This is a genomic window from Nonomuraea monospora (genome assembly GCF_039531895.1).
Taxonomy (GTDB): Bacteria; Actinomycetota; Actinomycetes; order Streptosporangiales; family Streptosporangiaceae; genus Nonomuraea; species Nonomuraea monospora.
Genome location: NZ_BAAAQX010000043.1, coordinates 98,065 through 119,074, shown reverse-complemented (window position 1 = coordinate 119,074; position 21,010 = coordinate 98,065). Strand labels below are relative to the sequence as shown.

Genomic DNA, 21,010 nt, shown 5'->3' with positions numbered 1-21,010 from the left:
GCACGCGGCGATGGCGCCCGCCGCCACGCCGCCCGCCGCCGTCAGGCCGCCCGCTGTGGCGCCGCCCGCCACGCCCCTGCTCGCGTCAGCGCCACTCGCCGCGGCCTCGGTCGCCGCAGCCGCGGTCGCCAGGCCGCTCACCGCAGCACCACTCACCGCAGCACCGGCAGCCAGGTCGGCGGGAACGCCTTCACCCAGCGCGGCGCCGCTCTCATCGGACACCGGTGGCGAACTGACAGCCTCACCGGTCACACCATCCGCCATCGTCGTCCTCCCTGGTAACGCGACGACCATCCGGCACCCCGAACAGTCGTCGATCCGAATGGACCCCCCGTGCAGCTCGACGATCTCCTTCACGATGGCCAGCCCCAGCCCCGCCCCACCAGCGTCGGCGGCCCGCCCGGCGTCGAGCCGGGAGAACCGCTCGAAGACCCGCCCCTGAGCCGAGGCGGGAATCCCCGGCCCCTGGTCGGCGACGGCGACCCGCACCTCGCTGCCCTCGGCCGTGCCGATGACGGTCACGACCCCGCCGGGCGGGCTGTGCCGTACGGCGTTGTCGAGCAGGTTGGCCAGCACCTGGGCGAGCAGGTCGGGGTCGGCGCGGACGACGAGGTCGGCGGGGGCCGACGGCCGGATGACGACGTCCTCGCGCGCCAGCGACACCTCGCGCACCGCCTGCTCGATCAGCGGCGCCAGCTCGACGGCCTCGGCCTCGATGAGCCGGGCGCCGGAGTCGAGGCGGGACAGGTCGAGGAGCTGGGCGACGAGCCGGCCGAGCCGTTCGGTCTGGGCGAGCGCGGTGCGCATGGTGACGGGGTCGGCGGCGGAGACGCCGTCCACGACGTTCTCGAGGACGGCGCGCAGGCCGGTGATGGGGGTGCGCAGCTCGTGGCTGACGTTGGCGACGAGCTCGCGCCGCTGCCGGTCGACCTCGCCGAGGTCGGCGGCCATCGCGTTGAACGCCCTGGCCAGCTCGCCGACCTCGTCGCGTGAGGTGGCGTTGACGCGCAGGGTGTAGCTGCCCTTGGCGATGGTCTGGGCGGCGCTGGCCATCTGGCGCAGCGGTTTGGTCATGCCCATGGCCAGCACCTGCACCATGATCAAGGCGAGGATCACGGCGACGGCGATGCGGACCTCGCGGGAGAAGCCGGAGTTGATGCCGACCTCGTTCACCACGAAGGCGGTGCCGACGGCGAGCACGATCACGATGCCGAGCTTGACCTTGATCCGGCCGAGGAAGTCGAGGGGGTTCATCGCCGCACCAGGGCGTAGCCGACGCCGTGCACGGTGCGGACGACGTCGGAGCCGAGTTTGCGGCGCAGCGCGCGGACGTGGCTGTCCACGGTCCTGGTGGCCGCCGCCTCGGAGAAGCCCCAGACGTCGGACAGCAGCCGGTCGCGCTCGAAGACCTGTCCTGGCCGTTCGGCCAGGCGGCGCAGCAGGTCGAACTCGGTCCTGGTGAGCTGCGCCTCGGCCCCGGCCACGAAGACGCGGCGGGCGGCGGTGTCGATCTCGACCTCGCCGACCCTGATCACGGTGTCCTCGGCGGCGAGCTGGGCCGCCCGTTCGACCCGCCGCAGCAGCGCGTGGATCCTGGCCACCAGCTCGCGCATGCTGAACGGCTTGGCCAGGTAGTCGTCGGCGCCGACGCCGAGGCCGACGAGCACGTCGGTCTCGTCGCCGAGTGCGGTCAGCATGAGCACGGGCACGGGCCTGGCGGCCTGCATCCTGCGGCACACCTCCAGGCCGTCGAGCCCCGGCAACAGCCGGTCGAGGATCACCAGGTCCGGTTCCGCGTTGCCGTACTGGACGAGGGCGTCCTGCCCGTCGCCCGCCACCCTGACGTCGAAGCCTTCTGCCGCCAGGCGGTTGCGTACGGCCAGCGCGATCGTCACGTCGTCCTCGACCACGAGGATGCGTCGCTGCTCTGCCACGTACGAAAGCCTAGAAGCGCCCTGTGCAGACGACACTCCCAAATCCGTGCACAAACCGTGCAGACTTGGCGGGTGGACACCGCCGCTTACCTCCGCCGTCTCGGCCTGCCCGGTTTGCTCACCGCCCCCACCAGCGCCGAGTCGCTGCGCGCGCTGCACGTCGCGCACGTCGAGAAGGTCGCGTACGAGGCGCTGCAGATCTGGCTGGGCCGCCCGACGACCGTCGATCCCGTCGAGTCCGCCGAGCGCATCATCGGGGGCCGCGGCGGCTACTGCTACCACCTGAACGGCGCGTTCTCGCAGCTCGCCAGGGCGCTCGGCTACCAGGTGACCCGGCACTACGGCGGCGTACAGGGCCGCGGCAAGGAGCCGGGCCTGACGGGCAACCATCTGGTGCTGACGGTGCGCGGCCTGCCCTCCGACGGCAATCCGGGCGGCGAGTGGCTGGCGGACCTGGGGCTGGGCGACGCGCTGCACGAGCCGCTGCCGCTGGTGGCGGGCACGTACCGGCAGGGCCCTTTCCAGTACGTGCTGCGGCCGTCGGAGGTCGTGCCCGGCGGCTGGCGGCTCGACCACGATCCGGCGGGTTCGTTCGAGGGCATGGACTTCGGGCTGTCGGCGGTGGAGATGTCGGTGTTCGCCGACAAGCATCGGGAGCTCAGCACGTCCCCGACGTCGGGGTTCGTCCGGGTGGCGACGGTGCAGCGGCGGGACGCGTACGGGGTGGACTCGCTGCGCGGGCTGTCACTGACGCGCCTGGGCAGGGGCGCGCACTCGGTGACGCTGGACACGGCGCGCGACTACTACGCGGCGCTGGCGGACGTGTTCGTCCTGCCGCTCGACGACGTGAGCGCCGGGGAGAAGGACAAGCTCTGGCGCAAGGTGTCGGAGGCGCACGAGAGCTGGCTGGCGGGCGGCGCGGCATGAAGCCGGCGTGCGTGTCGCATGGGTGAGACGAGGCGGCTGAGCGGCCGCTACCGGCTGCTCAACCCGCTGGGCGCGGGGTCGGTGCGTCTGGCGTTCGACGAGGCGCGGCATCGTGACGTCGCGGTCAGGGAGCTGCGGGTGCCGCCGGAGCTGCGCGACTCGGCGCTGTTCGAGGCGCGCAGGGCCACGGGGCTGCGGCATCCGTCCGTGGTGCGGGTGCTGGACGTGCTGATCGAGAACGGCGCGCCGTGGCTGGTCATGGAGTTCGTGTCGGGGGTGTCGCTGGAGCAGGCGGTGCGCTCGCGCGGCCCGCTGCCCGTGGCGCAGGCGGCCAGGGCAGGGGTCTGCGTGCTGGCGGCGCTGAGCGAGGCGCACGCGGCAGGGATCGTGCACGGCCGGGTCGATCCCGGCAACGTGCTGCTCACGGCGACGGGGCGGGCGATGCTGGCGGGGTTCGGGTTCCCCAGCCTCAGCATGCTGCCCTCCGCCGATCTGTGGTCGCTGGCCGCCACGCTGCACTTCGCGGTGGAGGGCCGGCCGCCGGGCCAGGTGCCGGCCGCGGGCGCCGACCCGTTCAGGTCGCTGATCAGGGCGATGCTGCATCCGGCGGGCCCGCCGCCGGTGGAGGTGGTGCGCGAGACGCTCGACCGGCTGGCCGTGGACCGGCCGCTGGACGCGGTGATCGAGGCGTCGGGCCCGCTGCCGCCGGCGCGGGTGGCGGCGATCGGGCTGGCCGTGCTCGACCGGCTGGTGGCGGGCGGCGGCTTCCACGGCGGCGTGCAGCCGGGCAACGTGCTGGTGGACGCCTCGGGGAAGGCGTGCCTGCTGCCGCTGCCCAGGTCGGGAACGCTCCCGGCGTACACGGCGCCGGAGGGCGCGGCGACGCGGGCGGCCGATCTGTGGTCGCTCGGCGCGACGCTCTTCACCGCCGCGGAGGGCTCGCCGCCCGCGCCGGGGGCGCCGCTGACCAGGGCGGGCGCGCTGGCTCCCGTGCTGCTCAGGCTGCTGTCGGGCGACCCGTCGCAGCGCCCGGCAGCGGACGAGGTGCGCCGCGAACTGCTCGCGATCGTGGCCCGCGACCCGCACAACATTTGAGATACATCGCGACACGGAACCTCGCGGAGGGTTCACCCGTTGGACAGGCGACGCAGAATGTGGGAGAGGCGGGGCGCGCGCTCCGCGTTCGGAGGATGTTGAGGATGTCGCCAATACAGAAGTACGCGATTGGCGCAGGCGTCGCGGTCCTGCTCTCGTGGCTCATCTTTCCCGGCTGGGTAACCCTGCTGGTCGTCCTCGGCGTGGTCGCCGCCCCGGTGGTCGGTTACCTGATGCTCGACCCGTCGCAGCGCGAGCGGCTCAAGAGGGCGCGCAGGCGCGGCATCGGAAACTGATCCGGGCCCTGCCTAGCGGCGGGGGCCTCAGGCCTCCGCCGCCGCCAGCGCGCCCTGGACGCGCTGGGTCACCCTTCTCTCCACGTAGAAGGACAGGAACGGCACCGTGCCGCCGAGCATGACCCCGGCCATGTACGGCCACGACCAGCGCGCCTTCATGCCCAGGTTCATGACCGCGATCAGGTAGATCATGTAGAGCCCGCCGTGGATGGGGGCGATGATCTTCGACATGGCGTCCTCGCCGAAGCCGTACCGAAGGACCATGCCCACGCAGAGCACCAGCAGCATGACCCCGACCACGTACGCGAGCACCCGGAAGGGCTTGAGAGCCGATTCCACCGTTAACCTTCCAGAACCATCTCAGGGGACGACTTGCCGCGGTCCCGGTCGCTCCGCACGGCGTCGCGTACGAAGTGGAACCACATGAAGACGGCGAATCCAGCGAAGATCCACCAGTTGGCGGCATAAGCCAGGTTACGCCACGTCAGCGTGCCGCCGACCACGGGCGGAGCCACCTTGACCTGCGCCAGCGAGCCGGAGGCGGGCTGCGCGACGACGAAGCCGGTGCGGACCCGCTGCCCGGCCCACAGGTTGACCAGCTCGCCCGTGGAGACCGTCTGCACCTGGCCGGCGGGCAGGCCCTCGGCGCGCCGCTGCACGCTGTCGGTGCCCTGCTGCGGCCGTAGCCGCCCGGCCACCGTGACCCGGCCCTGCGGCACGGCCGCCACGGCGGGGTCGCCCGGCTGGGAGACCCAGCCGCGCACCACCGGCATGAGCGTGCCGTCGTCGAGCCGCAGCGGCGTGAGCACCCAGTAGCCCTCGTCACGCGAGACGTTGCCGCCGGGAGCGTCGACGTCGGCCTGCCGGTCGGCGACCAGGAGCTGCCGGTCGGCCTCGTAGGCGCCCTCGGCCGTGACCCTGCGGCCGACGTGCTCGCCGTCGAGCTGGGCGCCCGGCCTGGCGAGCGTGGTGACCGCGACGGGCTCGGGGTCGGTGGAGACACGCGGCTTTCCCGAATCCTGGAAGACGCCGAGCTGCCAGCGCCCGAGCAGGATGAACGAGACCAGGACCCCGATCGTGAGCAGGTGCAGCCCCACGAGGCGGGGCGAGAACAGGGTCCTGAGCATGCTTCCAAGCTACTTGGCGGGTGGGGTGGTCCCCTAATCAGCCCATCGCTATGGATCCCACCAAAAGACGCAAACGTCGCAGGCGAGCACGCTAGGCTGCTGCCCATGTCTGACCAGCACATCGACCCGGCGGGCAACACCCAGGCCTTTCGCGCGTTCGCGAACGCGCGCGAGCAGGAGTCCGTGGCCAAGCCGAAGAAGTCGCCTCTCCTGCCCATCATCGCGGTCGTGGCCGCCATCGTGATCATCGGCGTCGCCGCCTTCCTGCTGCTGCAGTAAGACCGCCGACAGTTTCACCCGCCGCGGAGCCGTGGCGGGTTTTCGTCGTTCCCGGCAACGGCTACATTGGACTCATTGTCTAATAAGTCCGGGAGGAGCCCGTGGGTGAGCCAGGGATCGTGATCGTCGGGTCGGGATTCGCCGGGATCTGCATGGCCGTCAACCTCAAACAGGCCGGTTACCACGACTTCGTCGTCCTGGAGAAGGCCGTGGAGCCGGGCGGCACCTGGCGCGACAACACCTATCCCGGCTGCGCCTGCGACGTGCCGTCGCACATGTACTCGTACTCGTTCGAGCTGAACCCCGACTGGTCGCGGATGTTCTCGCCGCAGGAGGAGATCCAGGCGTACCTGCGGGCCTGCCTGGTCAAGTACGGCATCACCCCCCACATCAGGTACGGCAAGCACGTCGTCTCGATGGAGTACGACGACGCCGCCAGGTCATGGACGGTCACCACGCAGGACGGCGACACCCTGCGCCCCCACGCCGTGGTCTCCGCCATCGGCGCCCTCCACGTCCCGAAATTTCCGGACCTGCCGGGGCGGGAGAGCTTCGCCGGCCCCGCCTTCCACTCCGCCGAGTGGGACCACTCGGCCGACCTGACCGGCAAGCGCGTGGCCGTCATCGGCACCGGCGCCTCCGCCGTCCAGTTCGTCCCCCAGCTCGCCCGCACCGCCGGGCACGTCACCGTCTACCAGCGCACCGCCCCCTGGCTGCACCCCAAGCCCGACTTCGCCTTCTCCCCCGCCGCCCGGCGGCTGCTGCGCCTGCCCGGCATGGCCAGGACCCTGCGCGGCGGCATCTACTGGGCCCTGGAGACCAGGGCGCTCGGCTTCGCCGTGGACCCGCGCCTGATGAAGGCCCACGAGCACCTCGCGCTGCGCCACCTGCGCGCCCAGGTGCCCGACCCGGAGCTGCGCCGCGCGCTCACCCCCGACTACCTCATCGGCTGCAAGCGCATCATCATCTCCAGCGACTACTATCCGGCCCTCACCAGGGAGAACGTCTCCCTGGTGACCGACGGGATCACCGAGGTACGCGAGCACTCGATCGTCGCGGGAACGGCGGAGCGCGAGACCGACGCGATCGTCTACGGCACCGGCTTCAAGGTCACCGACGCGCTCACCGACCAGCGCATCATCGGCAGGGACGGCCTGAAGCTCCAGGACGCCTGGCGCGACGGCATCGAGGCCTACCTCGGCATCACGACCGCGGGCTTCCCGAACCTGTTCTTCCTCCTCGGCCCCAACACCGGGCTCGGCCACAACTCGGTCGTCTTCATGATCGAGTCGCAGGCCCGCTACGTCGTCGAATGCCTGCGCCTGCTCTCCCGCACCCAGGCCAGAGCCGTGGACGTGCGGCCGAAGGCGCAGCGGGCGTTCAACGACCGGCTGCGGGCCCGTCTCGACCCGCTGGTCTGGAACGCGGGCGGCTGCCACTCCTGGTACCTGGACGAGCACGGGGTGAACCGGACGATCTGGCCGGGCTTCTCCTTCGAGTACTGGGCGCGCACCCGCAGGGTGAAGCCCGGCGCCTACGAGCTCATCTACTAGCGGAGACCACCATCGCGCTGCCCCCGCCCCGGCGGGACGGCTCGGCCACGGCCTGGATCCGGTTCCTGCCCAGGAACTCCAGCGCCGTGGCGGCGCCGATCTCCGGGTTCGGCGCGAAGGAGTGCCCCTTGGCCTCCAGCTCCGCCTGGTACCTGGCCAGGAACGCCGGCTCGGCCTGCGTCTGCGCGGTGTTGCGCTGGGTGGCGCGCGGCGCGGCCAGCGCGTCGGGCAGGCTCATGCCGAACTCGTAGCGGTTGAGAAGGATCTGCAGCACGGTCGTGATGATCGTGGAGCCGCCGGGCGAGCCGGCCGCCAGAACCGGCCTGCCGTCGTCGAACACCAGCGTCGGCGCCATCGACGAGCGCGGCCGCTTGCCGGGGCCCGGCAGGTTCGGGTCGCCGGGGGCGGGGCCGAAGGTGAAGTCGGTCAGCTCGTTGTTGAGCAGCACGCCGCGGCCCGGCACCACGATGCCGTTGCCGCCGGTCGACTCGATGGTCAGGTTGTAGGCGAGCACGTTGCCCCAGCGGTCGGCGACGACCAGGTGCGTGGTCTCCGGGCCCTCCTGGGCGACCGGGGTGGCCGCGCCGGTGGCGGGCGGGCAGCCCTCGTACGAGCCGTCGGGCTGACCGGGCGCGGCCGGGTGCGGCATGGCGGTGTCGCCGACCAGGCAGGCCCGCTCCTTGGCGAACCCGTCGGACAGCAGCTCGCGCAGCGGCACGCCAGGGATGTCGCCGACGTACCTGCCGCGGTCGGCGAAGGCCAGCCTGGACGCCTCCAGGTACTCGTGCAGGCCGACCCGCGGCAGCGCCTCCAGGATGTTCAGCGCCTCGCCGACCGTGGAGCCGCCGGAGGAGGGCGGGGCCATGCCGTACACGTCCAGGCCCTTGTAGGAGATCTTGGTGGGCTCGCGCATGAGAGCGCGGTAGGCCCGCAGGTCGGACAGCTCCATCAGACCCGGCCTGACGTTTCGGGTGCTGCCGGGGGTGACCGGCGGGTTCTTGACGGTGGCGACGATCTCCTCGCCGAGCCGGCCGCCGTACAACCAGCCGGGGCCGCGCCTGCCCAGCTCCCGGTAGGTGGCGGCGAGCTCGGGGTTCCTGAAGACCGAGCCGACGGGCGGCGGGGCGCCGTTCGGCAGGTACAGCTTCGCCGTGGAGGCGATGTCCTTGAAGCGGGCGGCGTTGGCGTCGGTCTGGTCGTAGAACGTCTGGTCCACCACGAAGCCCTTGGCGGCCACCTCGATCGCGGGCTGGAGCGCCTGCTTGAGCGAGAGCGTGCCGAACCTGCGCAGGGCCAGGTCCCAGTTGGCGACCGTGCCAGGCACGCCCGCCGACAGACCGCTGGTGACGCCCTCCTCGAACGGGATGCCCTCCAGCGAGGTGGCCGTCATGGCCTGGGGAGCGGTCTCCCGCCCGTCGATCGTGAACACCTTGCGCTGCCTGGCGTCGTAGTACACCATGAAGCCGCCGCCGGCCAGGCCGGCCGAGTACGGCTCCGTGACGCCCAGCACCGCGCCCGCCGCGACGGCGGCGTCCACGGCGTTGCCGCCCCTCCTGAGCACGGAGATGGCGGCCTTGCTGGCGTCGAGGTCGACGGTGGCCACGGCGCCGCCGTACCCTTCGGCGACGGGGACCTTCTGCGGGGGCTGCGCCAGCGCGGCGGGCGCGGGCACGAGCGAGACGAGGACTGCTGCTGCGGGAATGATCGCACGGCGCATGCGTCCACGATGGCCCAGGTACGCCCGTCGTGGTAGGGCCTCCTCACACATAGGGATGATGCGCTGGTCAGAAGGGGTGATCTAGCGTGGGTGGCGTGCGCAGGAAGCTCGGGTTCGACCCCTATCTCGCCCTGATCGTGGCGGTCGCCCAGATGGTGATCGGCAGGGGCGCCTCGTGGGGGCAGCGGGAGGTGCGGGAGCCGCTCGACCTCTACGCGATCGGGCTGCTGCTGGTCGGCCCGCTGGCGGTGCTGCTGAGCCGCCGCTACCCGCTGCTCACGACCGCCGCCGGGCTGGCCGCCTGCGACCTGTTCCTGATCGGCGGGTACGCCTACGGCCCCAGCTTCATCAGCCCCGCCGTCCTGCTCGTCCTCCTCGTGCTGCGCGGCAGGAGGCTGATGGCCTGGGTGATGGCCGCGATGACGCTGCTGTCGTTCCTCGCCTACGCCTGGATGGTCGGCAACCGCGACGTCTTCCACAGCGTGTGGATCCTGACCTCCATCATGCTGCTGATGGTCGTGGCCGAGCTGGTCAGGACCGTCAGGGAGCGCAGGGCCGAGCGGGAGCGGGTCGCGGAGGAGGAGGCCAGGCGGCAGGCCAGCGAGGAGCGCCTGACGATGGCGCAGGAGCTGCACGACGTGCTGGCGCACAACATCTCGCTCATCCACGTGCAGGCCTCGACCGCGCTGCACCTCATCGACGCCAACCCCGAGCAGGCCAGAACCGCCCTGGCCACGATCAAGACGGCCTCCAAGGAGGTGCTCGGCGAGATGCGCTCGGTGCTGAACGTGCTGCGCGAGGGCGCTCCCCGGTCCCCCACGGCCGGGCTCGACCGGCTCGACGAGCTGATCGAGCGCTCCGGGCAGGACGTCACGGTCAGGCGCGTCGGCTCCCGTCCGCTGCCGTCGCAGGTGGAGCGGGCGGCGTACCGGATCGTCCAGGAGTCGCTGACGAACGCCGCCAGGCACGCGCCGGGCGCGGCGGTGAACGTGCGGCTGGAGTACGGCGAGCGCGAGCTGACCGTGCGGGTCGCCGACACCGGCTCGGGCGCTCCAGGCGCGCTGTCGGAGTCGGGCAGCGGCAACGGCATCCCCGGCATGCGCGAGCGGGTCTCCGCGCTTGGCGGCACGCTGGTCGCCGGGCCTTCCGGCGCCGGCTTCCAGGTCGAGGCCCGGCTGCCCCTACCCGAGGAGACGTCGTGATCAAGGTTCTGCTGGCGGACGACCAGGCGCTGGTCAGGGCGGGCTTCAAGGCGCTGCTCGACGCCCAGCCCGACATGACCGTGGTGGCCGAGGCGTCCGACGGCGCGGAGGCGGTCCGGCTGGCGGGCGAGCACCAGCCGGACGTGGTCCTCATGGACATCCGCATGCCCGGCACCGACGGCCTGACCGCCACCCGCCGGATGCCGCCCGGCCCGCACATCATCATCCTGACGACGTTCGAGCTGGACGAGTACGTCTTCGAGGCGCTGCGCGGCGGCGCCAGCGGCTTCCTGGTCAAGGACACCGAGCCGGCCGAGCTGATCCAGGCGGTGCGGGTGGTGGCGGCCGGCGAGGCGCTGCTGTCGCCCAGCGTGACCCGCCGGCTGATCGCCGAGTACGCCTCCCGCGCCAAGGAGCCCGTCACCGCCGACGGCCTCGACCAGCTCACGGAACGTGAGCGCGAGGTGCTCTCGCTGGTCGGCACCGGGATGACGAACGACGAGATCGCGGCCAAGCTGTTCATGTCGCCGGCCACCGCGAAGACGCACGTCAGCCGGGCCATGATGAAGCTGCACGCGCGCGACCGCGCCCAGCTCGTGGTGATCGCCTACGAGTCGGGGCTGGTCAAGCCCGGCTGGCTGTGACGCCCGCGCCGAACCAGCGCCCGGCCGCCTCGGCCAGCCCGTCGGCGCCCGCCCAGGCCACGTAGCCGTCGGGGCGGATCAGGAGCGCGTCGGCGGGCGGGGTGGCGCAGCGGGCATGCACGACGTCGATCCAGTCGTCGTCGAGGTCTGTCCCGCCTCCCAGATCGAGCAGCACGGGCCGGGCCTGGCGCATCAGGTCGGCCACCCTGCCGCCGCCCTCCAGCTCCAGATCGGGCACGAACCGGCCGACCAGCGGGTGCTCCCCCGGCCCGTACGGAACGCCGGCGTCCTGCAGCAGGCCGGCCAGGTGTCGGGCGGGCTCCTCGAAGGCGAACACCTCGCCGAGCAGCGCGCGCAGCGCCGCCCCGTCCTCGCCCTCCACCCGGTCGACGGCCGCCTGAGCCCTGGTGTGCAGGAGCGTGCGCTCCCCCACGGGCCGCCGCTCGGCGTCGTAGGTGTCGAGCAGGCTGTCCGGCAGGCGCCCCCGCAGCACGCCGCCCAGCTTCCAGGCGAGGTTCACCGCGTCCGTCATGCCCACGTTGAGCGCGGAGCCGCCCGCGGGGAACAGGTGGGCGGCGTCCCCCGCCACGAACACCCGCCCGGCCCTGTACCGCTCGGCCAGCCGGGCCTGGGCGACCGTGCTGGACAGCCAGATCGGCTCACCGAGCGGGAGGTCCCTGCCCAGCACGCGCCGCACGGCCGCGTGGAAGTCGTCCGGCGTGACGGGGCCGTCGGGCAGGCCGCCCCGCTCCCGCACGCCGGCGATGAGCACGCCGTCGTGCAGGGAGGTGAGCAGCACCCGGCCGTGCGGGGTGCGGTTCCAGCCGGGTTCGAGCCCGTCGGTCTCCAGGCTCTCGAAGACCTTGACGTCGGCCTTGAAGTGGCCGACGACCAGCCCCTCCTCGTCAGTGGTGCCGGGGAAGGCGATCCCGGCCCATTCCCGTACGCGGCTGCGCCCGCCGTCGCAGCCCACCACGTACCGGGCGCGCAGTTCCGTGTCTCCGGCGCCGAGCGTCACCCCCTCCTCGTCCTGCGTCAGCGAGCGCACCTCGCAGCCGCGCCTGATCTCGACGCCCAGCTCCCGCGCCCGCTCGGCCAGCAGGTGCTCCAGCCGGGGCTGCTGGATGAGCAGCAGCCGCAGCGGGATGTCGTCGATGCCCTCGAACCGCAGCGGCACCCCGGCGAACGGGAAGCCCGCGGCGCGGCCCGAGAACGGGCTGCCGGCGCTGAAGCGCTCCAGCAGCCCCCGATGGTCGAGCACGTCCACGATCTGGCCGCCCAACCCGTTGGCCTTGGGCAGGTCGCCCGGCGCGGCCCTCTTCTCCAGCACGACGGGGCGCACGCCGGCCAGGCTCAGCTCGCACGCGAGCATCAGCCCGACGGGGCCCGCCCCCACGATCAGCACATCTTCCATGTTTGTCAGGCTAGATTGACGAAATTCGCGCTGTCAAGCTAGCCTGACAACCGTGGACGTTACAGAGCTGACCGAGCGGATCCGCGCCAACGACCCCGCGATGGGGCTGCGCGCGGTCGGAGCGCTGCACCGGCTGGCCGAGCAGGTCGAGGCGGTGTCCGTGGCGCTGGCCAGGGAGCAGGGCTGGACCTGGGAGCAGATCGGCGACGCGCTCGGCATGTCGCGGCAGTCGGTGCACGCCAAGTACGGGAAATGAGGGGGCTGACGATGTTCGGCTGGCAGAAGAGCTCCGTGACGGTGATCGTCAAGGCGGCGTTCGAGGAGGCCAGGCTGCGCGGCGACCGGCGGCTCGGCACCGAGCACATGCTGCTCGGCCTCCTGCACCACGAGGAGTCCGCGCGGGCGCTCGGCGTCGACCTGACCGCCGCCCGCGCGGCACTGGACGACCTCGACAGGGCCGCGCTGCGCATGCTCGGCCTGGAGGTGGGCGACCTGCCCGACACGCCGCGCAAGCACCCGGCCGTCCCGGCCACCGCGCTGACCTCCAGCGCCAGAGCGGTGCTCAACGACGCCATCAAGGCCACGAAGGTGAAGACCAGGGACGCGGAGGCGCCCCGGCACCTGACGCTCGGCCTGCTGGCGCAGAAGCGTCCCGACCCCGTCGCGCAGCTCATCGACCAGCTCGGGATCGACCGCGCGGCCGTGCGTGAGCGCATCGCCTGATCGAAATCCGCTTGATCGGCCGGGCGGCCTCCTGACAGGGTCGGAGGATGCGCACCTACGACGAGCTGGTACGCGAGGCCGACACCGTTTCCGTGGACGGCTGGGACTTCTCCTGGCTCGACGGCCGGGCCACCGAGGAGCGGCCCTCCTGGGGGTACGCCAGGCTCCTCGGCGAACGCATGGCGAAGGCGCGGGCCGCGCTCGACATCCAGACCGGCGGCGGCGAGATCCTCGCCGGGCTGCCCGCCCTGCCCCCGGTGACCGTGGCCACCGAGTCGTGGCCGCCCAACCTGCGGCTGGCCGCCTCCCGGCTGCGCCCGCGCGGCGCCTGGGTGGTGGCCGACGACGAGGAGCCGCGCCTGCCGTTCGCCGACGCGGCCTTCGACCTGGTGACCAGCCGCCATCCGGTGGAGACGTGGTGGGCGGAGATCGCCCGCGTGCTCGCGCCCGGCGGCTCGTACCTCTCCCAGCAGGTCGGCCCGTGGAGCGTCGCCGAGCTGACCGAGTACTTCCTCGGGCCGTTCGACGGCGGCCACCGCGACCCCGCCCGCGCCAGGGAGGCGGCCTCGTCCGCCGGGCTGGAGGTCGTGGACCTGCGCTCCGAGCGGCTGCGGATGGAGTTCCGCGACATCGGCGCGGTGATCTACTTCCTGCGGAAGGTGATCTGGATCGTGCCCGGCTTCACGGTCTCGCGCTTCGCGGGCAAGCTGCGCGCGTTGCACGAGCGGATCTCCGCCGAAGGGCCGTTCGTGGCGCACTCCGCGCGGTTCCTGATCGAGGCGCGGAAGCCTGACGGCGAGATCGGGTCGCCCGCCGCCGGCTGAACGCCACAGCGGCGGTTCTTCCTAAACGTCACCATCAGTGCGACAAGTGTCACTGGTCGCAGTCAAGGGGTCGCGTTACCTTGCGAGTAACCGGCCCGAGAGAGAGTGGGGACGAGGATGCGGTCCATCGCCAAGTTCTGCGGCCAGTGCAGTTGCGGGTGCCCCGAGCTGTTCCTCGACGAGACGGCCCCCGCCGAGCGGCGGATCGTCATCGTGGACGACTTCGGGCAGCGCGTGGAGATGAGCCTCGACCAGCTCGGCTCGATCGTCGAGGCCGCCAAGAGCGGGTCGCTCGACGACCTGGCGCTCGCCCACTGACCGTGCAGACCCTCACCCTGCTGGCCGGCGGGGTGGCCGCCGGGCTGCTCGCGGGGACCGCCACCTGCACGGCGGCGCAGGGCGGGCTGCTCGTGGGCCTGACAGACGGCCGCCGGGGGCACGATCCCGCACTGGTGGGCTGGTTCCTGGCCGGGCGGCTGGTCTCCTACACCGCCGCCGGGGCCCTGCTCGGGCTGCTCGGCTCCGCCGTCAGCCTGCCGCCGCAGGCCAGGGCGGTGCTGCTGGTCATGGCCGGGATCACGGTCGTCGGCTTCGCGATCCGGCTCATGCGGCGTACGGGCTGCTCGGCCCCCGAACCTCCGCCCTCGTCCCGCTACCGGGCACCGCTGCTCGGCGCGGCCACCATCCTGGTGCCCTGCGGGGTGACGCTCGGCGTCGAGATGATCGCCGTCTCCAGCGGGTCGCCGCTGGCGGGCGCCGCCGCCATGGCCGGGTTCGTGCTGGGCACCGCGCCGGCGTTCGCGCTGCTCGGGTACGTGCTGCGGCGGGTCTCCCGGACCCGGCTGGCCCGCTGGGCCGGGCTGGTGGCCGTGGGCGCCGGGCTGTGGACGGTCGGGGCGGGCGTCAACCTGGGCGGCTGGCTCGCCGTCCCCGCCGCGCCCGCCTTGTCGGGGACGGGACCCTCGCGGCCGGAAGCGCCGGGGTACGTAACGGACACCGTCACCGTGTACGCCACCCGCGACGGCTACCGGCCGTCCACGGTGACCGCGCGGGCCGGAGTGCCCGTCCAGGTCGTCTTCAAGCTGGTCGACCGGGGCTGCACCGGCACCGTCGCGATCGGCGGGCGCGACGTCGCGCTGCCCGCCACCGTGCGGCTGCCACCGCAACCGGCGGGGTCCCTGCGCTACGTCTGCGGCATGGGCATGTACACCGGCTTCATCCACTTCTCTTAGAGGCTTCGGCGATTACGGTTCGCGATCGGGCGATCACGTGCCAGTCTGTCGCCATGTCCTGGCAAGGAGAGGTGGGGTGGCCGTCCGTACCGGCGCCGCGCGTGGGAGACGAGCCCGAGCTGATGGCCGCCGCGCAGGCGGGCGACGCCCAGGCCGCGCACCGGCTCGGCAAGCTCTTCGCCCAGCACGGCGACCGCGCGGCGGCCCGCCACTGGTGGGAGCGCGCCGCCGCGGGCGGTAACGTCGACAGCGCCTACAACCTGGGCATCTGGCACGAGAAACACGGCAGCCTGGAGGACGCCGTCACCTGGTACGAGGCCGCCGCCAGCACCGGCGACGCCGAGGCCGCCACGAACCTGGGCCTGCTCCTGCTGGAGCAGCGCGGCGACATCGGCGCGGCCAGGGTCTGGTTCGAGGGCGCCGCCCACGCCGGCTCCAGGACGGCCGCCCGCAGGCTCGCGCTGATGTGCGAGGACGCGGGCGAGCTGGGGCCCGCCCGCGAATGGCACCGCAGGGCGGCCGAGGGCGGCGACGCGGCCTCCGCCTGCGATCTGGGGTTCCTGGCGTACTGCGCGGGCGAGGACGCCGAAGCCGTCCACTGGTGGGAGTGCGCCGCCAGGGGCGGCCACGCCGACGCCGCCTACTGCCTGGGCCTCTACCTGCACGCCAGCCGCGACCCCGAGGGCGCCGAGGCCTACTACCGGCTGTCGGCCAGGAGCGAGCATCCGGGAGCCGCGTCGCGGCTCGGCGGCGTGGCGCTGTCCAGGGGCGATCTGCGGGCCGCGCGGGCCTGGTTCGAGCAGGCCGCGAGCGCCGGGCGCGCCCACGACCAGCGGATGGCCGGGTTCGTCTGCGTGGAGCTGGACGACACGGCCGCGGCCAGCCACTGGTTCGGCCGGGCGGCGGCCGGCGGGGACGCCGAGTCGGCCTTCAACTACGGGCTGCTGCTCATCGCCGAGTTCGGCGACCTGGCGGGCGGGCAGCACTGGTTCAGGCAGGCGGCGCGGGCCGGGCACCACCGGGCCGCCGTCGAGCTGGGCGGGCTGCTGTCGGTGGCCGGGCAGCACGGGGAGGCGCAGGAATGGCTGGCCGACCCGCCCCCGCCGTCCTGGGCCAGGCCCGCCGAGCCCGAGCTGACCGCCCGCGCCGAGCTGGCCGCGGCGGCCACCCGGCGCAGGGGCGGGGCCGAGCTGGAGGCGGCCGACCTGGCCGAGGTGCTGTCCACGTGGGACCTGGTCACCAGGCCGCTGCACGACCATTCCGAGGTGCTGGCGTGGCTGGTGGAGCGCAGCGGGGCGCACTCCAGCGCGGTGGAGCACCTGGCGTCGGTGCGGGGGGCGCTGGTGCGGCCGGGCAGCGCGCCGTGGCCCAGCCCCGGGGAGCTGCAGCACGTGCTGGTGACGGCCCGCGACCTGCGGTGGCGGCTCGGGATCCGCTGACTAACGCTGCCCCAGGTGGAACAGGTGCCCGTCGTCGTCCCTGAAGACGGCCGACCAGCCCCACGGCTGCTGGTTCGGCGGCTGGGTGAACTCGACGCCGCGCGCCACCAGCTCCTGGTGCGTCTTGACGATGTCGTCGGTGTGGAACATCACGTAGTTCGGCAGGTCCTTGACCAGCGCAGGCCAGCTCGGGTCGGCGTGGTGGATGACCAGCCGGGCGCCGCCCGCGGGCGGCTCGACCTCGATCCAGCGGTGCTCGCCGTACGGCATGTCGCGCACGACCTCGAAGCCCATCTTCCCGCTCCAGAAGTCGACCGCGCGCTGCTGGTCCTCGACGTAGACGGTGACCTGACTGATGCCGAGCGTCATCGCTCCTCCTCAGGTGGCCTCAGGCGGTGAGGGGCACGGCCGTGCCGTACCCCTCACTCCATCACACCACCTCGGCGACCGGCGTGTACGGCAGGCCGAGCGCCTCGGCGACCGGCTCGTTCGTCAGCTTGCCGTCGTGCGTGTTCAGCCCGCCCGCCAGGCCGGCGTCCGACTTGACCGCGTCCCGCCAGCCCAGGTTGGCGAGCTTCACCGCGTACGGGAGCGTCGCGTTCGTCAGGGCGTAGGTGGAGGTGTTGGCCACGGAGCCCGGCATGTTCGCCACGCAGTAGAAGACCGACTCGTGCACCTTGTACGTCGGCTCGGCGTGCGTGGTCGGGCGCGAGTCCTCGAAGCAGCCGCCCTGGTCGATGGCGATGTCCACGAGCACCGAGCCCGGCTTCATGCGCGCGACGAGGGCGTTGGAGACCAGCGTCGGGGCCTTGGCGCCGGGGATCAGCACCGCGCCGATGACCAGGTCGGCCTGGAGGACCTCCTGCTCGATCGCGTACGAGGTGGAGACCAGCGTCTTGAGTCGGCCCTGGTAGACGGCGTCGATGAAGCGCAGCCGGTCGATGTTGGTGTCGAGCACGGTGACGTCGGCGCCCATGCCGACGGCGATCTGCGCCGCGTTCAGTCCGGACACGCCGCCGCCGATCACGACCACCTTCGCCGGGGCCACGCCGGGCACGCCGCCGGGCAGGACGCCGCGCCCGCCGTTGAAGCGCATCAGGTTGTAGGCGCCCACCTGCGGCGCCAGCCGTCCGGCCACCTCGGACATGGGAGCGAGCAGCGGCAGCGCGTTGCCCACCTGCACCGTCTCGTACGCGATGCCCGTCGTGCGCGCGCCGAGCAGCGCGTCGGTGCACGGCCGGGAGGCGGCCAGGTGCAGGTACGTGAACAGCACCAGCCCCTCGCGCAGCCGGTGGTACTCCTCGGCGATCGGCTCCTTGACCTTGAGCACCAGGTCGGCGCCTGCCCAGACGGCGTCGGCGCTGTCGAGGATCTTCGCGCCGGCCGCGAGGTACTCCTCGTCCGTGATCTGCGAGCCCAGGCCGGCGCCCCGCTGTACGGTGACGTCGTGCCCGTTGCGCACCAGCTCGTGCACGCCCGCCGGGGTGGCGGCGACGCGGTATTCGTGGTTTTTGACCTCGGCTGGAACGCCGATCTTCATGGCGGTGGATCCTTTCGGGAACCGGCACTCCGTCGTACCGGATTGAGGGGTGTCAGAGCTGAGCCCAGGCTTCGGCGAGCACGCCGCGGAGGATCGCTCCGATCTCGTCGAACTCCTTCTGCCCGGCGATCAGCGGTGGGGCGAGCTGGATGACGGGGTCGCCGCGGTCGTCGGCGCGGCAGTAGAGGCCCGCGTCGAACAGCGCCTTCGACAGGTACCCGCGCAGCAGCCGCTCCGACTCGTCGGCGGTGAACGTCTCCTTGGTGGCCTTGTCCTTGACCAGCTCGATGCCCCAGAAGTAGCCGGCGCCGCGCACGTCGCCGACGATGGGCAGGTCGCGCAGGTCGTCCAGGGTCTGCTTGAAGCGCGGCTCGTTCGCCGTCACGTGGCCCAGCAGGTCCTCGCGCTCGAAGATGTCGAGGTTGGCCAGCGCCACGGCGGCGGAGACCGGGTGGCCGCCGAAGGTGTACCCGTGGGCGAACATGGTGTCGCCGTTCTTGAACGGCTCGAACAGCCGCTCGTGCGCGATCATCGCCCCGATCGGGGAGTAACCGCTGGTCATGCCCTTGGCGCAGGTGATGATGTCGGGCACGTAGTCGAACTTCTGGCCGCCGAACATGGTGCCCAGCCGGCCGAAGGCGCAGATGACCTCGTCCGAGACGAGCAGGACGTCGTACTCGTCGCAGATCTCGCGCAGGCGCTGGAAGTAGCCGGGGGGCGGCGGGAAGCAGCCGCCCGCGTTCTGGACGGGCTCGGCGAAGACGGCGGCCACCGTGTCGGGGCCCTCCATCTCGATGGCGCGGGCGACGCGCTCGGCGGCCCAGAAGCCGTACTCCTCGGGCGTCATGCCCTTGACGCCGGTGATCTCGTCCGCGCGGTAGTGGTTGGTGTTCGGCACCCGCACCGAGCCGGGCACCAGCGGCTCGAACATCTGCTTGAACGCCGGGATGCCGGTGATCGACAGCGCGCCCTGCGGGGTGCCGTGGTAGGCGATCTGGCGGCTGATGACCTTGTGCTTGAGCGGCTTGCCGATGAGCTTGTAGTACTGCTTGGCCAGCTTCCAGGCGGTCTCGACCGCCTCACCGCCGCCCGTGGTGAAGAAGACGCGGTTCAGCTCGCCGGGAGTGTAGGCGGCCAGGCGCTGCGCCAGCTCGGCCGCCTTCGGGTGGGCGTAGGACCACAGCGGGAAGAACGCCAGCTCCTGGGCCTGCTTGGCGGCGGCCTCCGCCAGCTCCTGCCGCCCGTGGCCCACCTGGACCACGAACAGCCCGGCCAGACCGTCGAGGTAGCGCTTGCCGTGGATGTCGTAGACGTAGGACCCCTCACCGCGCACGATGGTCGGGATCTCGGACTGCTGGTATGCGCTGTGCCTGGTGAAGTGCAACCACAGGTTGTCCTGCGCGGCCTGTAGGACGTCGTGTTCCGGCTGCGTCATGGTTATCTTCCCTCGTGTCTGAACTAGCCACAGTGTGACGGTTCACCTGCGGGTTTGCCAAGCGAATCGGTCGCAGCACTATGCAAGAAAATCGGTATCCGCAGAACCGCTATGTAACAACAACGAAATCCGCAGGTAGATTAGCCCGCGGGTCAAGGCCGTCCCAGCACCTCGTTTCCGCAGCACAGGGCCGGTTGTGATCCAATGGACGAATCGCTGTGAATAGGTGAAGAACGACCCCGGGGGACCCTCCGTGACTCCAGATCAGATCGAGAGCGCTGTCCGCTCCGCGATGCCACAGGCCGTCGAGGAGCTCAAGCGGCTCGCCGCCATCCCGTCCGTGGCCTTCCCCGGGCACCCGGAAGAGCCCGTGTTCGCCGCGGCCGCCATGACGGAGGAGCTGCTGCGCTCCACCGGCCTGCCGCGCGTGCAGCAGGTGCCCGTCGACGGCAGCTTCCCCGCCGTCTTCGGCGAGGCCCCGGCGCCTCCCGGCATGCCCACAGTGCTCCTGTACGCGCACTACGACGTGCAGCCGGCGGGGGACCCGGCCGCCTGGCGCACCCCGCCGTTCGAGCCGACCCTCATCGACGGACGCCTGTACGGACGCGGCACCGCCGACGACAAGTCCGGCATCATCTCCCACATCACCGCCCTGCGCAGCTTCCAGGGCCAGTTCCCCGTGGGCATCAAGGTCATCATCGAAGGCCAGGAAGAATACGCGGGCGACCGCCTGGAAGCCTTCGTCGAACGCAACCCCGACCTGCTGCGCGCCGACGCCATCGTCGTCGCCGACACCGGCAACCCGCGCGTCGGCGACCCGGCCGTCACCACCTCGCTGCGCGGCATGGCCGCCTTCACCGTCGAGGTCCGCACCCTGCGCGAGCCCGTCCACAGCGGCTCCTTCGGCGGCGCCGCCCCCGACGCGCTCGCCGCCCTCATGCGCATGCTCACCTCGCTGCACGACGACAACGGCGACATCCGCGTCCCCGGCCTGCCCCGCGGATCGTTCCTCGGGCAGGGGCCGTCGGAGGAGGAGTTCAGGCGCACCTCCGGGGTGCTCGACGGGGTGTCCCTCGTCGGCTCCGGCTCACTCGCCGACCGGCTCTGGTCCTCCTACGCCATCACCGTCACCGGCCTGGACGTCCCCACCGTGTCCGGCGCCGTCAACGCCGTCCAGCCCGCCGTACGCGCCCGCGTCACCGTCCGCGTCCCCCCGGCCGGCGACCCCAAGACCACCGTGAACGCGGTCGTCGAGTTCCTGCGCCAGGTCGCCCCCTGGGGCGTGCAGGTGTCGTTCGGCGACTTCACCGTCGGCTCCGGCTACCAGGCCGACTCGGGCGGCAAGGCCCGCGCCGCCCTCAACCGGGCCATGGAACGCGGCTTCGGCCGGCCGCCGCGCGACGTGGGGGCCGGAGGATCGATCCCGCTGGTCAACACGCTGCTGCGGCAGTTCCCTGCGGCTGAGATCCTGCTGTTCGGGGCTGAGGACGAGGAGGCTGCCATTCACGCGCCCAACGAGCGGGTGGACCTGGAGGAGCTGCGGCGGGTCGCCACGACCGAGGCCCTGTTCCTGAACGAGCTCAGCCTTCCCTCTGCGCTTGGGGTGTAAGCAGGGGTTACGGGGTGGGT

General features: G+C 72.3%; 23 protein-coding genes. 14 read left to right on the top strand and 9 right to left on the bottom strand.

The genetic code is table 11. The annotated features are described in order from the left end of the window. Both ABD331_RS50610 and ABD331_RS50605 read right to left on the bottom strand, forming a co-directional pair. Positions 1–1,254: sensor histidine kinase (locus ABD331_RS50610; protein WP_344492907.1), on the bottom strand; the 1,254-nt coding region annotated here is incomplete at its 3' end. After that, on the bottom strand, positions 1,251–1,934 hold the full coding sequence (locus tag ABD331_RS50605) for a response regulator transcription factor (RefSeq protein ID WP_344492905.1): 684 nt from the start codon (positions 1,932–1,934) through the stop codon (positions 1,251–1,253). The genes ABD331_RS50605 and ABD331_RS50610, both read right to left, overlap by 4 nt. Before the next feature lie 72 nt (positions 1,935–2,006). Here ABD331_RS50605 and ABD331_RS50600 point away from each other — a divergent pair, with 72 nt between their 5' ends. The 3 genes from ABD331_RS50600 (at position 2,007) to ABD331_RS50590 (ending at position 4,252) form a co-directional block, all read left to right on the top strand. Then, positions 2,007–2,861 carry an arylamine N-acetyltransferase family protein gene (locus tag ABD331_RS50600; RefSeq protein ID WP_344492903.1) on the top strand — a complete coding sequence of 285 codons (855 nt, stop codon included), beginning with the start codon at positions 2,007–2,009 and terminating at the stop codon, positions 2,859–2,861. A gap of 18 nt (positions 2,862–2,879) precedes the next feature. Continuing rightward, entirely contained in the window at positions 2,880–3,956 is a 1,077-nt protein-coding gene (locus ABD331_RS50595; protein ID WP_344492901.1) for a protein kinase domain-containing protein, read from the top strand. A gap of 104 nt (positions 3,957–4,060) precedes the next feature. Then, entirely contained in the window at positions 4,061–4,252 is a 192-nt protein-coding gene (locus ABD331_RS50590) for a hypothetical protein (protein ID WP_344492899.1), read from the top strand. Between the two features lie 27 nt (positions 4,253–4,279). On the opposite strand, the gene ABD331_RS50585 is transcribed toward ABD331_RS50590, so the two are convergent. Then, a complete protein-coding gene (locus ABD331_RS50585; protein ID WP_344492897.1) occupies positions 4,280–4,591 on the bottom strand; it encodes a DUF3817 domain-containing protein in 312 nt (103 codons plus the stop codon). 2 nt (positions 4,592–4,593) lie between these two features. Next, the gene (locus ABD331_RS50580) at positions 4,594–5,379 is read right to left on the bottom strand and encodes an SURF1 family protein (RefSeq protein ID WP_344492895.1); all 786 of its coding nucleotides are present in this window, start codon (positions 5,377–5,379) and stop codon (positions 4,594–4,596) included. A 105-nt stretch (positions 5,380–5,484) separates the two neighbouring features. Here ABD331_RS50580 and ABD331_RS50575 point away from each other — a divergent pair, with 105 nt between their 5' ends. Next, positions 5,485–5,658 carry a hypothetical protein gene (locus tag ABD331_RS50575; protein ID WP_344492893.1) on the top strand — a complete coding sequence of 58 codons (174 nt, stop codon included), beginning with the start codon at positions 5,485–5,487 and terminating at the stop codon, positions 5,656–5,658. A 101-nt stretch (positions 5,659–5,759) separates the two neighbouring features. Then, positions 5,760–7,211 (top strand): flavin-containing monooxygenase, encoded by a 1,452-nt coding sequence (locus ABD331_RS50570; protein ID WP_344492891.1) that lies wholly within the window; start codon positions 5,760–5,762, stop codon positions 7,209–7,211. Here ABD331_RS50570 and ABD331_RS50565 read toward each other — a convergent pair. Continuing rightward, positions 7,201–8,928, bottom strand: coding sequence for a gamma-glutamyltransferase family protein (locus ABD331_RS50565; protein WP_344492889.1), 1,728 nt, complete (start codon positions 8,926–8,928; stop codon positions 7,201–7,203). The two genes, ABD331_RS50570 and ABD331_RS50565, sit on opposite strands and share 11 nt — an antisense overlap. 95 nt (positions 8,929–9,023) lie before the next feature. Here ABD331_RS50565 and ABD331_RS50560 point away from each other — a divergent pair, with 95 nt between their 5' ends. Both ABD331_RS50560 and ABD331_RS50555 read left to right on the top strand, forming a co-directional pair. Then, complete coding sequence (locus ABD331_RS50560; RefSeq protein ID WP_344492887.1) at positions 9,024–10,130, top strand: sensor histidine kinase; 1,107 nt, start codon at positions 9,024–9,026, stop codon at positions 10,128–10,130. Further along, a complete protein-coding gene (locus ABD331_RS50555; RefSeq protein ID WP_344492885.1) occupies positions 10,127–10,774 on the top strand; it encodes a response regulator transcription factor in 648 nt (215 codons plus the stop codon). Before ABD331_RS50560 ends, ABD331_RS50555 begins: the two co-directional genes overlap by 4 nt. Here the strand turns inward: ABD331_RS50555 and ABD331_RS50550 are convergent. Continuing rightward, positions 10,755–12,188, bottom strand: a complete 1,434-nt coding sequence (locus ABD331_RS50550; RefSeq protein WP_344492883.1) for an FAD-dependent oxidoreductase — start codon at positions 12,186–12,188, stop codon at positions 10,755–10,757. The two genes, ABD331_RS50555 and ABD331_RS50550, sit on opposite strands and share 20 nt — an antisense overlap. 52 nt (positions 12,189–12,240) lie before the next feature. On the opposite strand from ABD331_RS50550, the gene ABD331_RS50545 reads away from it, so the two are divergent. From ABD331_RS50545 to ABD331_RS50520, 6 genes are all read left to right on the top strand, one after another. After that, positions 12,241–12,444, top strand: a complete 204-nt coding sequence (locus tag ABD331_RS50545) for a helix-turn-helix domain-containing protein (RefSeq protein WP_080042755.1) — start codon at positions 12,241–12,243, stop codon at positions 12,442–12,444. After that, on the top strand, positions 12,441–12,911 hold the full coding sequence (locus tag ABD331_RS50540; protein ID WP_344492881.1) for a Clp protease N-terminal domain-containing protein: 471 nt from the start codon (positions 12,441–12,443) through the stop codon (positions 12,909–12,911). The genes ABD331_RS50545 and ABD331_RS50540 overlap by 4 nt, the downstream gene beginning before the upstream one ends. Before the next feature lie 47 nt (positions 12,912–12,958). Beyond that, complete coding sequence (locus tag ABD331_RS50535; protein ID WP_344492879.1) at positions 12,959–13,735, top strand: class I SAM-dependent methyltransferase; 777 nt, start codon at positions 12,959–12,961, stop codon at positions 13,733–13,735. 117 nt (positions 13,736–13,852) lie between these two features. Beyond that, positions 13,853–14,053, top strand: coding sequence for a hypothetical protein (locus tag ABD331_RS50530; RefSeq protein WP_344492877.1), 201 nt, complete (start codon positions 13,853–13,855; stop codon positions 14,051–14,053). Positions 14,054–14,055: 2 nt separating this feature from the next. Next, positions 14,056–14,967 (top strand): urease accessory protein UreH domain-containing protein, encoded by a 912-nt coding sequence (locus ABD331_RS50525; RefSeq protein WP_344492874.1) that lies wholly within the window; start codon positions 14,056–14,058, stop codon positions 14,965–14,967. Between the two features lie 53 nt (positions 14,968–15,020). Then, on the top strand, positions 15,021–16,406 hold the full coding sequence (locus ABD331_RS50520) for a tetratricopeptide repeat protein (RefSeq protein ID WP_344492871.1): 1,386 nt from the start codon (positions 15,021–15,023) through the stop codon (positions 16,404–16,406). On the opposite strand, the gene ABD331_RS50515 is transcribed toward ABD331_RS50520, so the two are convergent. The 3 genes from ABD331_RS50515 to ABD331_RS50505 all read right to left on the bottom strand — a co-directional run bounded on the left by ABD331_RS50515 (position 16,407) and on the right by ABD331_RS50505 (position 19,381). Further along, the gene (locus ABD331_RS50515) at positions 16,407–16,775 is read right to left on the bottom strand and encodes a VOC family protein (protein ID WP_344492869.1); all 369 of its coding nucleotides are present in this window, start codon (positions 16,773–16,775) and stop codon (positions 16,407–16,409) included. It abuts the gene before it with no gap. A 61-nt stretch (positions 16,776–16,836) separates the two neighbouring features. Next, entirely contained in the window at positions 16,837–17,946 is a 1,110-nt protein-coding gene (gene ald / locus ABD331_RS50510) for an alanine dehydrogenase (protein ID WP_344492867.1), read from the bottom strand. Between the two features lie 52 nt (positions 17,947–17,998). Next, a complete protein-coding gene (locus ABD331_RS50505; RefSeq protein ID WP_344492865.1) occupies positions 17,999–19,381 on the bottom strand; it encodes an aspartate aminotransferase family protein in 1,383 nt (460 codons plus the stop codon). 253 nt (positions 19,382–19,634) lie between these two features. On the opposite strand from ABD331_RS50505, the gene ABD331_RS50500 reads away from it, so the two are divergent. After that, positions 19,635–20,990, top strand: coding sequence for a dipeptidase (locus ABD331_RS50500; protein ID WP_344492863.1), 1,356 nt, complete (start codon positions 19,635–19,637; stop codon positions 20,988–20,990). The last annotated feature ends 20 nt before the right edge of the window (positions 20,991–21,010 follow it).